Here is a 13,280-nt window from a genome sequence, read left to right on the forward strand (position 1 = left end):
GGTTCCGTGCGGACCGCCGGCCGCCGGGGTACCGGGTGGGCGCGACTGGCGCTCCTCGCCCTCGCGGCCGGCGTCCTGGTCCCGCTCGTGGCCGTCGGCCTGCGCGGCGTGCTCTGGGTGCTGCTCGGTCTCGCCGGACTGGCCCTGGCGGCCGTGGGACTGTGGTGGACGCTCGCCCACTTCGGGGTGGTGCGGATCGTCGGCGCGGTGCTGTGCGTGACGGCACCGCTGACGGTCCTCGCCCTGTACGCCGCGGGCGGGATGCTGGCGCCGGCCGCGGTGTCCCTGGCGCTGTGGGCGCTGGCCGTGGGCGCGGCGCGGAACGCGGTGGCGCCCGAGACCGCCGAGCCGGTGCCCGCCCCGCCGCCGCGCCGTCCCTGGGCCCTGATGAACCCGCGCTCCGGCGGCGGCAAGGTGGACCGCTTCCGGCTGGCGGACCGGGCGCGTGCGGCGGGTGTCCGGGTGGTGCTCCTCGGCGCCGGGCACCAGGACGTGGCCGCGCTCGCCGAGGACGCCGTACGCGACGGAGCCGATCTGCTGGCGGTGGCCGGAGGGGACGGCACCCAGGCGCTGGTGGCGGAGGTGGCCGCCCGCCACGACCTGCCGTTCCTGGTGATCCCGGCCGGCACCCGCAACCACTTCGCGCTCGACCTCCGTCTCGACCGGGACGACCCGGCGAAGGCCCTCGACGCCCTGACGGACGGCGTCGAACTCAGGGTCGACCTCGGTTTCGCCGCCGGCCGGGTCTTCGTCAACAACGCCTCCTTCGGCACGTACGCGGCGGTCGTGGGCGATCCCGCGTACCGGGAGGAGAAGCGGCAGACCACGCTCCGGATGCTGCCCGGTCTGCTGTCCGGCCCGTCGGCACCCCGGCTGCGGATGCGGGCCGACGGGACGCGGGCGGACGGGCTGCAGGCACTGCTCGTCAGCAACAACCCGTATCTGCGGGCGGTCGACGCCTCCCGGCCGGGGCGCCGGGAGCGGCTGGACTCCGGACGGCTCGGGGTGCTGGGAGTGCGGGTCGAGAGCGCGGTGCGGGCCGCCGGGATGGCGCGCGGCCCCCGCGCGGCCGGCCTGCTGCGGCTCACCGCCGACGAGGTCGTCGTGGAGGCGGACACCCCGACCGTCCCGGCCGGCGTGGACGGGGAGCACGTGCTGCTGCCGGTTCCCGTGGTGTGCCGGATCGTGCCCGGAGCGCTGCGGGTGCGCGTCCCGCGGGGTGCGGTGGGTACGCGGCCGGGGAACGGGGCACCCGACTGGCTGCGGGTGACGAGGCTCGCGCTGGGCCGGCCCGACGACGGTCCGTGGAACGACGGTCGTGGCCGTTGACCGGGAAGGCGGTGGACGATGTGCCGTTGGCTCGCCTATTGGGGCACTCCCATCCTGCTCGACAGCATCCTCTACAAGCCGGTCCACTCACTGATCGACCAGAGCCTGCACGCCAAGATGGGCGTCGAGACGACCAACGGTGACGGGTTCGGCGTGGGCTGGTACGTGCCGGACAAGGACAGCCCCGCGGTCGTCCGGGACATCGGACCGGCCTGGAGCGACCGCAACCTGCGGGAGATCGCCGGGCACGTCGTCTCCCCGCTCTTCTTCGCCCACATCCGGGCCTCGACCGGAACGGCGGTGCAGCAGACCAACTGCCATCCGTTCCGGCACGGCCGCTGGATGTGGATGCACAACGGGGCGATCGCCGAGTTCCACCTGCTCAGACGCGACCTCGCGCTGGCCGTCGAGCCGGACCTGTTCCCGTACGTCGAGGGGTCCACGGACTCGGAGATGATGTTCTACCTCTCGCTGACCCTCGGCCTGGAGGAGGACCCGCCCGGTGCCGTCGCCCGGATGGCCGGCCTGGTGGAACGCGTCGGCCACGAGCACGGCGTGGAGTTCCCGCTGCAGATGACGGTCGCGGTGACCGACGGCGTGCGCCTGTGGGCGTTCCGCTACTCCAGCCAGAAGGAGTCGCGCTCGCTCTTCTACAGCACCCGCGTGGACACCCTGCGCTCCCTCCACCCGGACCTGGCCTTCCTGCGCGAGATGTCCGACGACGCCCGCCTCATCGTCTCCGAACCCCTGGGCGACCTGCCCGGCGCCTGGAACGAGGTCCCGGAGGGGACGTACGGCGTCGTCCAGCCGGAGGGAGACCGGATGGGGACCTTCACGCCCGCCGTGGCCCGGGGGTTCTGAAGCCTGCGGTACGGGTGCCCGGCCGTCGCCGCCCCGGCGGACACGGCTTCCGGGACACGAGGGGAAACCGGGTGTCCCGCATTCATCCCGCCGGTACCGGCCCGGGCCTGGCCGCCACCGGCTGGACCGTCATGCCCGTACAACCCTGACTGTCACGTCCCGCCGGACCCGTTGACCTCTCCGTGACACACCCTTACCTTTTCGACGTTCGTCATCTCAGATGACGTTCGACATATCGAAAGAGCGAGTGCATGTCATCTTCCCCACGAGAGGCAGACCGCATGAGCCGCGCCGCCGACGACCGCCTGCCCGACCCGTCCCCGCCCCCCGCCCGCAGACTCCTGCTGAAGGGCGCCCTCGCCGCGGGCGCCCTGGCCGCCGCGACACCCGCCGTGGCCGGCGCCGCCGCACACCCGAAGGCAGCCCCGTACGTGAACCCGCTCGTCCCCCAACGCGCCGACCCGCACATCACCCGGCACACCGACGGCTTCTACTACTTCACCGCCACCGCCCCCGAGTACGACCGGATCGTCCTGCGCCGCTCCCGCACCCTGGGCGGGCTGGGCCGCGCCGCCGAGTCGGTGATCTGGCGGGCGCACCCCACCGGGGACATGGGCGCCCACATCTGGGCGCCGGAGATGCACCGCGTCGCCGGCAAGTGGTACGTCTACTTCGCCGCCGCGCCCGCCGAGGACGTGTGGGCCATCCGCATCTGGGTGCTGGAGAACGCCCACCCCGACCCCTTCAAGGGCACCTGGACCGAGAAGGGGCAGATCAAGACCGCGTGGGAGACCTTCTCCCTGGACGCCACCACCTTCGCCCACCGCGGCACCCGCTACCTCGCCTGGGCCCAGCACGAACCCGGCCTGGACAACAACACCGCCGTCTGGCTCTCCGAGATGGCCGACCCCTGGACCCTGACCGGACCCCAGGTGCGGCTCTCCACACCCGAGTACGACTGGGAGCGCATCGGCTTCGCGGTCAACGAGGGCCCCTACGTGTTGCACCGCAACGGCCGGCTGTTCATGACGTACTCGGCCAGTGCCACCGACCACCACTACTGCGTGGGGCTGCTGACCGCCGACGAGGACAGCGACCTCATGGACCCGGCGAGCTGGGCCAAGTCACCCGTCCCCGTCTTCACCAGCAACGACACGACCGGGCAGTACGGTCCCGGCCACAACTGCTTCACCGTCGCCGAGGACGGCCGTACCGACGTGCTCGTCTACCACGCCCGCCAGTACAAGGAGATCACCGGCGACCCGCTGCACGACCCCAACCGGCACACCCGCATCCAGAAGCTCGGCTGGAAGCCGGACGGCACCCCCGACTTCGGCGTCCCCGTGGCCGACACCGAGGGGGCGTGACATGAGACGTGCGTACGCCGTACTGCTCGCCCTCTGTCTCGCACTCGCCGGCGCTCTGGCCACCGCCGGGCCCGCGCAGGCCGCCCCGCAGACCATCGCCAACGGCACGCAGTTCACCGACGGTCCGGGCAGCCCCGTACACGCCCACGGCGGTGGCGTCCTCAAGGTCGGCGCGTACTACTACTGGTTCGGCGAGCACCGCAACGCCGACAACACCTTCCGCTACGTGGACGCCTACCGCTCCACCGACCTGAAGAACTGGGAGTTCCGCAACCACGTCCTCACCGAGGACAGCCACGCCGAACTCGCCACCGCCAACATCGAGCGGCCCAAGGTCATGTACAACGCGGCCACCGGCCAGTTCGTGATGTGGATGCACAAGGAGAACGGCAGCGACTACAGCGAGGCCCGCGCCGCCGTCGCCGTCTCCGACACCGTGGACGGCGACTACACCTGGCGGGGCAGCTTCCGGCCGCTGGACCGGCACATGTCCCGTGACATCACCGTCTTCACGGACACCGACGGCGCCGGCTACATGGTCTCCGCCGCCCGCGAGAACTACGACCTGCACATCTACCGGCTCACCACCGACTACACCGGCATCGCGAGCCTGGTCGCCAACCCCTGGCCCGGCGGCCACCGCGAGGCCCCCGCCCTGTTCAAGCGGGGCGGCGTCTACTTCATGCTGACTTCGGGCGCCACCGGCTGGAACCCCAACCAGCAGCAGTACGCCACCGCCACCAGCCTCTCCGGCCCCTGGTCGGCGATGCGCGACGTCGGCGACCTGACCGCCTACGGCTCGCAGACCGCGTACGTCCTGCCGGTGCAGGGCTCCTCCGGCACCTCGTACCTGTACCTGGGCGACCGCTGGGGCAACTCCTTCGGCGGGACCGTCAACGACTCCCGGTACGTGTGGCTGCCGCTGACCTTCCCCTCGTCCACGTCGATGTCCCTGTCCTGGTCGCCCGAGGTCACCGTCGACACGGCCGCCGGGACGGTCGACGGCGCCGCCGCCACGTACAACACGCTGATCGCCCGGCACAGCGGCAGGTGCGCCGACGTGACCGGCCAGTCGCTGTGGCAGGGCGCCCAGATCAAGCAGTACGACTGCAACGGCGGCAGCAACCAGAAGTACTGGTTCAAGTCCGTCGGCGGCGGCTACCACCAACTGGTGGTCCGGGGCAGCAGCCTGTGCGTGCGGGAGAACGCGAGCACCGTCTCGCAGGAGAACTGCGACGCCTCCGCGGCCGGCCAGCAGTGGTCGGTCACCACCACGGGCTCCTACGTCACCATCAGGTCCCGCGCCACCGGCGAGTGCCTGGACGTGAACGGCGCGTCCACCGTCAACTCCGCCGCGATCATCACATACACCTGCAACGGAGGGACCAACCAGCAGTGGACACGCGGGACATGAGAACGGGCCGCACACCCGTCCGGGCCGCCGTGACGGCGGCCGTGGCACTGGGCATCGGCCTGTCGGCCGCACCGGCCCAGGCACAGACCCGGCAGCACGAGGAGCGTCCGCCCGCTCCCGGCATCGAGAACTGCACGGCCACCGCCTGCCACTTCGACCTGCCGCCCGGCACCTACGACGTGCGGGTCACCCTCGGCGGCGACCGGGCGTCCAGCACCGCCCTCGGCGGCGAGACCCGGCGTGCCCTGCTCCCGGAGACCGCCGCACCGGCCGGGGAACGTGTCGTGCGGAGCTTCACCGTGAACGTCCGCACACCCGAGGGCGAGCCACTCGGTGCCGAGGGCACACCCGGACTCGACCTCACCGTCGGCGGAACCGCGCCCGCGCTCGCCGGCATCCGGGTCACCCCGGCCCGGCACGCCCGGCAGATCCTCCTGGTCGGCGACTCCACGGTCTGCGACCAGCCCGGTGACCCGTACTCCGGCTGGGGCCAGCAACTGCCCCAGTACCTGCGCAAGGGGCTGTCCGTGGCCAACTACGCGGATTCCGGGGAGAGTACGGTCAGCTATCTCGGGAACCCGCTCCTCTGGGACACCGTCCGGCCACTGATCCGGCGCGGCGACCTCGTCCTGATCCAGCTCGCCCACAACGACAAGACCACCGACGAGGCGACCTACCGGGCAGGCCTCGAGTCCCTGGTGGCGGGCGTGCGGGAGCGGGGCGGCGAGCCGGTCCTCGTGACCCCGATCGTGCGACGCTGGTTCAACACCGACGGCACCCTGGACAACGGCACGGCCCTGCTGGTCAACGGGCTCGGCGTCGACCACCCGGCCGTCATCCGCTCCGTCGCCGCCGACCGGGACGTCCCGCTGATCGACCTCACCGCACGGACCAGGGAACTGGTGGAGTCCCTCGGCGTGGAGGGCTCCAAGGCGCTGTACCTCTACAACGAGAAACGGGACAACACGCACACCTCCGTGCACGGCGCCACCGTGTACGCGGACCTGGTCCGCCAGGAACTGCTGAACCTGCGTCTGGTGCCCAGGGGCGCGGTCAGGGTGGGATGAAACCCCTGGGGCGCTCCGACCGGAACCGGGGCGCCCCAGGCCCACCGCCCCCGCGTGCCCGGACGGTTCGGCCGGCACCGAAGCGTCCCGCTTCTAGCGTTGCCGCATGAACGAGAACACGCAGACCTCCACCCCCGCCACGGCCGTCACCGGCATGGTCGACCACGTCCTCGCCCTGGCCGCCACCTGGACCCGCTGGGACGGCGAACCCGCGCACACCGACGGCCGCGTCTACACCCCGCACAAGGCGATCCGCCGTGTCGCCGACCACCTCGTCGACCATCTCGCGGAGATGGAGGCCCGCCTCGCCGGTGAGGAGCCCCAGCCCGACCACTGGCACGCCTCCCTGATCACCACCGAGGCCGACCTCGCCCCCTTCACCCCGCAGGACCTCGACGAGGCCCGCAGCCGCCTCACCCGGCTCGCCCGCGTCTGGGCCAACCGCCTCGACGCGCTCACCGACGAACAGCTCGACGACTCGCCCGGCGAGGGCTGGAGCTTCCGCGAACTCGCCCGCCACCTCACCGAGTCCGTCTACTACGCGGATGCCGTCGGAGACCTGTCATGAGCGCCTTCGCCGACCTCCACCACGCGGACGGACCCCTGCTGCTGCCCAACGCCTGGGACCACGCCTCCGCCCACCTCCTGGCCGCGCACGGCTTCCGGGCCGTCGGCACCACGAGCCTGGGCGTCGCCGCGGCGGCGGGGCTGCCCGACGGGGCGGCGACCACCCGCGAGGAGACACTGCGGCTCGCCCTCACCCTCGGCCCGGGACCGTTCCTGCTCTCCGTCGACGCGGAGGGCGGCTTCAGCGACGACCCGGACGAGGTGGCCGGCTTCGCCCGGGAGCTGCACGCCCTGGGCGCCGCCGGCATCAACCTGGAGGACGGACTCGGGCCCGCCGACCGGCACGCCGCGAAGATCGCCGCCGTCCGGGCGGCGGCCCCCGGCCTCTTCGTGAACGCCCGCACCGACACGTACTGGCTCGGCGACGGCGACGGCGAGGACACCACCCGCCGCCTCGACGCCTACGTCCGAGCGGGCGCGCACGGCGTCTTCGTGCCCGGCCTCACCGGCCCCCGGGAGATCGCCGCCCTGGTGCGCGGCCTGGACGGCGTCCCCCTCAACATCCTCTACTCGCCCACCGGCCCCTCCGTCCCCCACCTCACCGACCTCGGCGTCCGCCGGATCAGCCTCGGCTCGCTGCTGTACCGCCGGGCGCTCGGCGCCGCGGTGGAGACGGCGGCCGGGATCCGGTCGGGCCACCGGATCCCGGAGGGCACGACACCGTCGTACGAGGAGATCGGGGTGCTCAGCCGGTAGCGCCGAGGCCGGGACGCGTCCCCGCACCCGGGGGCGTACGCGCTCCCGGCGGTCGGCCGGCCTGTTCCCGGGGCCAGTTCTCCAAGGTGATGTGCAGGGCGTCGATCGCCCTGTTCCAGGATGCCTCGTGGTCACGGGGCGCCCCGAAGGCGCCGGAGGACTCCAGGGCGCAGTAGCCGTGGAAGGTGCTGCGCAGCAGGCGTACGGCGTCGGTGAGGTCGGGTTCGTCCAGGCCGTAGGCGCGGAGCAGGCCGTAGGTGACCTCGGCGGTGCGGCGCATCGCGGGGGAGTCGGAGACCAGGGACCGGTCCAGGCGGATCTGGGTGGCCGCGTAACGGCCGGGGTGGGTGAGGGCGTACTCCCGGTAGGCGCCCGCGAAGGCGGCCAGCGCCTCCTTGCCGGTCCGCCCGGCGACCGCCGCCGCGATCCGGTCGATCATCTCCCCGCCCGCCAGCAGGGCCATCCGGGTGCGCAGGTCCCGCAGGCCGCGCACATGCGCGTACAGGCTCGCGTCCCGCACACCGAAACGCCGGGCCAGCGCGGACAGGGTGACGTTCTCGTAACCCGCCTCGTCGGCGAGGTCGGCGGCGGCCGCGACGAGACGGTCGGTGGTGAGTCCGGCGCGGGGAATGGAGGCCTCCGAAGCAAACCCGACAGGAAGCGCCCAGCCTACCGAGCAGATGTGCGCGAGCCGCCGTGTCCGGGGCATGTGGCGCTCATCCGCAAGTTGTTCAACGTTCATGCGCTGCCTTGATCCTCCACACGCGGCGTCGTCGCGCCGCGGAATCGAGGAGGCACTCCATGGGTCACGGGCACACACACGGGCACCATCACCACCATCACGGACACGACCACCAGCACGAGACGACGGCTCCGCTGCCCGCCGCCTTCGACACCTCCGTGCCCGACGAGGCGCTGAACCCCGAACAGAAGTCCCGCCGTACGCTGCTGCGCCGGGCCGGGCTGCTCGGCGCGGGCCTCGCGGCCGGCACCGTGCTCTCCGCCGGCGCCGGCGCGGCCACGCCCGCGTACGCGGCGGGTGACAGCGGCCGCGGCAAGAGCAGGAGCAAGGGCTTCCTGTGGCTGGCGGGCGACCACCACATCCACACCCAGTACAGCAGCGACGGCAAGTACCGCGTCACCGACCAGGTCCGCCAGGGCGCCCGGCACGGCATGGACTGGCTGGTCATCACCGACCACGGCGGCAGCACCCACGCCAGGATCGGCGTGGACAAGGTCAACCCGGACATCCTCGAGGCCCGCGACGCGTACGAGGACACCCTCGTCTTCCAGGGCCTGGAGTGGAACATCCCGGCCGCCGAGCACGGCACCGTCTTCGTCCACCCCGGCCGCAACGAGGTCTCCGTCCTCAAGCAGTTCGAGACCGACTACGACGGCGGCGTCAAGGGCGCCACCGCCTCCACCCCGGCCAACGAGGCGCTCGCCGTCGCCGGACTGAACTTCCTCTCCGAGCAGGTCAGACGGCGCAAGGTCAAGGACGCCCTGATGCTCGCCAACCACCCGGCGCGCAAGGGCATCGACTCCCCGCACGAGATCCGCGCCTGGCGCGACGCCACCGGCACCGGCGACCGGCAGATCGCCGTCGGCTTCGAGGGCGCCCCCGGCCACCAGGCGGGCGGTCTGCCGGCGCCGCTCGGCCCGGGCGGGGCCCGCGGCATCTACGACGGCGGCCCGAGCGCCAACTCCTTCGCCGGCTACCCGCTGGAGAGCTACCGCACCTGGGGCGGCTTCGACTGGATGACCGCCACCGTCGGTGGCCTGTGGGACAGCCTCCTGGCCGAGGGCCGGCCCTGGTGGATCACCGCCAACTCCGACTCCCACCAGGTGTACGGCGACACCGGCGCCCGCGGCGGCGGCGACTTCAACGCCAACGGCCGCTACGACGACCCGGTCTACGCCGGACAGATCGACCTCACCGAGAACGACTACTGGCCCGGCCAGTACAGCCGCACCCACGTCGGCGCAGACGGCTTCTCCTACGCCGCCGTCATGGACGGCATCCGCGCCGGCCGCATCTGGGTCGACCACGGGCAACTGATCAGCGGCCTCGACGTCCGCGTCTCCGGCGGCAGCCGCTGGGCCACCCTCGGCGGCGCCCTGCACGTCCGCAAGGGCACCAAGGTCACGCTGACCGCCGACATCGCGCTCGCCGGCGGCCCCAACTGGGCCGGTTTCACCCCGAAGCTCGCCCGCGTGGACGTCGTCCAGGGCGATGTGACCGGCCCGGTCGCCGACAAGGACACGTTCACCGCGCCCACGGCGAAGGTCGCCCGGTCGTACGAGATCGACAAGTCGGCCGGCACCGTCCGCGTCACCTTCGACCTCGGCCGCGTCGACCGCCCGGTGTACGTCCGGCTGCGCGGCACCGACGGCAACCGGACCGCCGTCGGCGCCATGGGCGCGAAGGTCGACCCGGCGGGCCCCGCCCTCGACGTCGTCGGCGACGCCGACCCGTGGCGCGACCTGTGGTTCTACTCCAACCCGGTGTGGGTCCTGCCGTCGTGACGCGGTACGCCCTCACCGTGGACGCGGGCATCGGGGACCTGCTCGACGCCGACCGCCTGCTGCACCGGATGGCAGCCGAACTCGCCCTCCCCGAGGAGACGTTCGGCTGCACCCACTTCGTACGCGGCGACCGTCCGCGCGTCGCCGTGTCCCTGTCCCTGCCTTCGCGGCCGCTCCCGGACACCCTCCGGGAGCGGCTCGTGGGGTACGGTGCCGTCTCCCCGGGCCTGCCCGACGAGGTGGGACGCGCGGTGCTCTATCCGGGCGTCTGTGCGCTCACCGGCACGACGACCGTCGCGGAGCTGCTCGCCGGCTCCGCGATCGCCCGCGTGACGGTCCTGGGCACGCCCGGGTCCCCGGACCCGCAGACCCGTCTGGTGACCCGCGACCACGTGCGGCCGCAGTGGCAGCGGGACGAACTCGTCCTCGCCGCCACCCCGGCCCCGGGCGGCACCCTCGTGCCGTTCGAGGCCCCGGACCCCACGCCCTGCTGCGCGGACCACTGAGCTCCGTCAGTCGCGCGGCCGGGAGAACACGAAGGAGAACTCCGCGGGCTCGGGCCACAGGTGGTACCGGGGGAGCGGGCCCGGGCCGCAGGACTGGGAGCCGATGCCGTGCAGCCGGTGGTCGAGGTGGACTTGGACCGTGTCGCCGGGGACGAGGTCGGTGCGGTGCCGGGCGGCGTCCAGGTGTTCGGTGGTCCAGGGCCGGGCCGTGAACCAGAACTCCGGTTCGCCGTCGACCCGCAGACCGCCGATCTCCGCCCAGCGCACGTCGGCGTGGGCGCCGTTCTCCTGCGGGCGGACGTAAGGCGTCTGGAGCTCCCCGACGCTCGCGTGCCACAGCAGGTCCTTCGACGCGGCCCTGGTGTCCGGATACGACTCGTTCCCGCCGCCGAACCAGGACACGGCGTCCTCGGGGGTGCCCGCGAGGCCGAAGCGGATGCCGAGCCGGGGCAGTGGCGCCCGCCACTCGCCCTCCGGCACGACCGAGACGGTCAGCCGCACCCGCGTGCCGTCGGAGGTCCAGCGGTACGCCGTCCGCAGGCCCGTCTCCCGGCCGGCGGGAGCCACCCGGGTCCGTACGGTCAGCGCGTCACCGTCCGTCTCGACCGAGTCCAGCCGGTGCCGCATGCGGTGCAGGCCCAGTTCACGCCAGAGCGGCCCGTACCGGGTGTCCGTCTGCCAGGTCGCCCCGTCGTCGTTGTCGGTCGTCGCCCGCCACACGTCCAGCCGCAGACCGCTCACCGGCACACCGGAGAGCGTGCGCACCGCGCCGGTGCGGGCGTCGAAGACCGCCGGACCCAGGATGATCCGGTCGCCGTCGACGGCGGGCCGCGCACCGGTCGCCGCCGGCAGCGGGGCACGGCGGGCCACCGTCCCCTGGGCCCAGGCGACTTCGTGGCCCCTGCCGGCCCACGGTGTGTCCTCGACGAGCATCGCCCGCACCGTCCACTGCACCTCCTCGCCCCCGCCGTCCGGCGCCTCGGGCAGCTTGACCTCCGCCGACTCCCCGGGGGCCAGCGGCGGCACGGTGAGCCGGCGCGCCCCCGTCGGCACGCCGTCCACCTGGTGGGAGAACACGAACTCCAGAAGGGACAGGTCCGCGAAGTCGTACCGGTTGGTCACCCGTACGGTGCCGTCCGCGTCGCCCGCCTCGATCCGGACCGGCTCGATCACCTTCTTGTACTCGATCAGCCCCGGTGACGGCGTGCGGTCCGGGAACAGCAGCCCGTCGCAGACGAAGTTGGCGTCGTGCAGCTCCTCCCCGAAGTCACCGCCGTAGGCGTAGCCCAGCTCCGGGTGCTCGACGCCGTGGTCGATCCACTCCCAGACGAAGCCGCCCTGGAGCCGGTCGTACCGCTCGAACAGCTCCTGGTACTCGGTGAGTCCGCCGGGGCCGTTGCCCATGGCGTGCGCGTACTCGCAGAGGATCAGGGGCAGTTCGCGCCTGCGGTGGGTGCCGCCGTCCAGGCCCCGCGCGATCCGTTCGACCTCCTCGTGCGGCGGGTACATCCGCGAGTACACGTCCGTGTCACGGCAGCCGAGGTCACCCTCGTAGTGCACCGGGCGGGAGGGGTCCCGGTCGTGGATCCAGCCGGCCATCGCGGTGAGTCCGCGTCCGGTGCCGGCCTCGTTGCCGAGGGACCACATCACCACCGACGGGTGGTTCTTGTCCCGCTCCACCATGCGTTCGGCCCGGTCCAGCAGGGCCGGGGTCCAGCGCTCGTCGTCGACCGGGTTGTCCCGCCAGTCCTGCTCGACGAAACCGTGGGTCTCCAGGTCGCACTCGTCGATCACCCACAGCCCGTACTCGTCGCACAGGTCGAGGAAGGCCGGGTGCGGCGGATAGTGGGAGGTGCGGACCGCGTTGATGTTGTGCCGCTTCATCAGCAGCACGTCCTCGCGCATGGTGTCGAGGTCCAGCGCGCGGCCCCGGCGCGGGTGCCACTCGTGCCGGTTGACGCCCTTGAACAGCAGGGGGGTTCCGTTGACCTTGAGCAGGCCGTCCTCGACGGCGACCGTACGGAAGCCGATGCGCACCGGGACGCGCTCGCCCGCCGTGGCCAGCACCCCGTCGTACAGCCGGGGCGTCTCCGCCGTCCACGGCTCGACCGGGAGCGTCACCGGTTCGCCGGCCGCCACGTCGATGCCCAACTCCTCGACGGTCACCCGCCCTTCGACGTCGGAGTCGACGCGCAGGGTGCCCGCGCCGGTGACGTGGTCGTAGGAGGCGTGCACGAAGAAGTCGCCCACACCGCCTGCCGGGCGGTGCAGCAGGGTCACGTCACGGAAGATGCCGGGCAGCCACCACTGGTCCTGGTCCTCCAGGTACGACCCCGCCGACCACTGGTGGACCCGGACCGCGAGGACGTTCCCGGACGGCTTCAGCAGGTGCCCGACCGCGAACTCGTGCGGCAGGCGGGAGCCCTTGAACTCCCCGATGTCCGTGCCGTTCAGCCAGACCCGGGCGCAGGACTCCACCCCGTCGAAGCGGAGCACGGCCGTACCCTCGCCCGGCCAGTCCCCGGGCAGGTCGAAGACGCGCAGATGGTCGCCGGTGGGGTTCTCGGCGGGGACGTGCGGCGGGTCGACGGGGAAGGGATAGAGGTGGTTGGTGTAGATCGGCGCGCCGTGGCCCTGGAGCACCCAGTGGCCGGGCACGGTCACCTCCGGCCAGCTCCCGGCGTCGTACCCGGGCACGGCGAACGAGTCGTCCTCGGCGTCGGCGGTCGCGGACACCCGTAGGCGCCAGCTTCCGTTGAGGGACAGGGAGGCCGCGTCGGAGGACGCGTACCGGGCGCGCGGGGGCAGGGTCCCGCGTCCGGGAGAGACGTCCTCGACATAGCCGGTCGTCGGGGTGCGCGATGACATGGGTCTCCTGGATCGGTTC

General features: G+C 72.8%; 11 protein-coding genes. 9 read left to right on the top strand and 2 right to left on the bottom strand.

The genetic code is table 11. The features are described 5' to 3' along the window. The first annotated feature begins 6 nt into the window (after positions 1–6). From ACFV5H_RS15720 to ACFV5H_RS15750, 7 genes are all read left to right on the top strand, one after another. On the top strand, positions 7–1,329 hold the full coding sequence (locus ACFV5H_RS15720; RefSeq protein ID WP_385195178.1) for a diacylglycerol/lipid kinase family protein: 1,323 nt from the start codon (positions 7–9) through the stop codon (positions 1,327–1,329). Between the two features lie 18 nt (positions 1,330–1,347). Further along, positions 1,348–2,190, top strand: a complete 843-nt coding sequence (locus ACFV5H_RS15725) for a class II glutamine amidotransferase (RefSeq protein WP_385050658.1) — start codon at positions 1,348–1,350, stop codon at positions 2,188–2,190. Positions 2,191–2,471: 281 nt separating this feature from the next. Beyond that, positions 2,472–3,557: a family 43 glycosylhydrolase gene (locus tag ACFV5H_RS15730; protein WP_385050660.1), complete on the top strand. Its 1,086-nt coding sequence runs from the start codon at positions 2,472–2,474 to the stop codon at positions 3,555–3,557. Position 3,558: 1 nt separating this feature from the next. Then, on the top strand, positions 3,559–4,971 hold the full coding sequence (locus tag ACFV5H_RS15735; protein ID WP_385195181.1) for an RICIN domain-containing protein: 1,413 nt from the start codon (positions 3,559–3,561) through the stop codon (positions 4,969–4,971). After that, on the top strand, positions 4,968–6,038 hold the full coding sequence (locus ACFV5H_RS15740) for a rhamnogalacturonan acetylesterase (RefSeq protein WP_385195184.1): 1,071 nt from the start codon (positions 4,968–4,970) through the stop codon (positions 6,036–6,038). The genes ACFV5H_RS15735 and ACFV5H_RS15740 overlap by 4 nt, the downstream gene beginning before the upstream one ends. Positions 6,039–6,144: 106 nt before the next feature. Next, a complete protein-coding gene (locus ACFV5H_RS15745; protein ID WP_385050666.1) occupies positions 6,145–6,606 on the top strand; it encodes a hypothetical protein in 462 nt (153 codons plus the stop codon). Next, positions 6,603–7,361 carry an isocitrate lyase/phosphoenolpyruvate mutase family protein gene (locus ACFV5H_RS15750; RefSeq protein WP_385050667.1) on the top strand — a complete coding sequence of 253 codons (759 nt, stop codon included), beginning with the start codon at positions 6,603–6,605 and terminating at the stop codon, positions 7,359–7,361. The genes ACFV5H_RS15745 and ACFV5H_RS15750 overlap by 4 nt, the downstream gene beginning before the upstream one ends. Here the strand turns inward: ACFV5H_RS15750 and ACFV5H_RS15755 are convergent. Then, entirely contained in the window at positions 7,351–7,992 is a 642-nt protein-coding gene (locus ACFV5H_RS15755; protein WP_385050735.1) for a TetR/AcrR family transcriptional regulator, read from the bottom strand. The two genes, ACFV5H_RS15750 and ACFV5H_RS15755, sit on opposite strands and share 11 nt — an antisense overlap. Positions 7,993–8,162: 170 nt before the next feature. Here ACFV5H_RS15755 and ACFV5H_RS15760 point away from each other — a divergent pair, with 170 nt between their 5' ends. Both ACFV5H_RS15760 and ACFV5H_RS15765 read left to right on the top strand, forming a co-directional pair. Further along, positions 8,163–9,887: a PHP domain-containing protein gene (locus ACFV5H_RS15760; RefSeq protein ID WP_385050669.1), complete on the top strand. Its 1,725-nt coding sequence runs from the start codon at positions 8,163–8,165 to the stop codon at positions 9,885–9,887. Continuing rightward, complete coding sequence (locus ACFV5H_RS15765) at positions 9,884–10,393, top strand: hypothetical protein (protein ID WP_385050671.1); 510 nt, start codon at positions 9,884–9,886, stop codon at positions 10,391–10,393. Before ACFV5H_RS15760 ends, ACFV5H_RS15765 begins: the two co-directional genes overlap by 4 nt. A gap of 6 nt (positions 10,394–10,399) precedes the next feature. Here the strand turns inward: ACFV5H_RS15765 and ACFV5H_RS15770 are convergent, their stop codons facing one another. Further along, complete coding sequence (locus ACFV5H_RS15770) at positions 10,400–13,261, bottom strand: glycoside hydrolase family 2 TIM barrel-domain containing protein (RefSeq protein ID WP_385195186.1); 2,862 nt, start codon at positions 13,259–13,261, stop codon at positions 10,400–10,402. Positions 13,262–13,280 lie beyond the last annotated feature (19 nt).

This window comes from Streptomyces sp. NPDC059787 (assembly GCF_042732315.1).
Taxonomy (GTDB): Bacteria; Actinomycetota; Actinomycetes; order Streptomycetales; family Streptomycetaceae; genus Streptomyces; species Streptomyces atrovirens.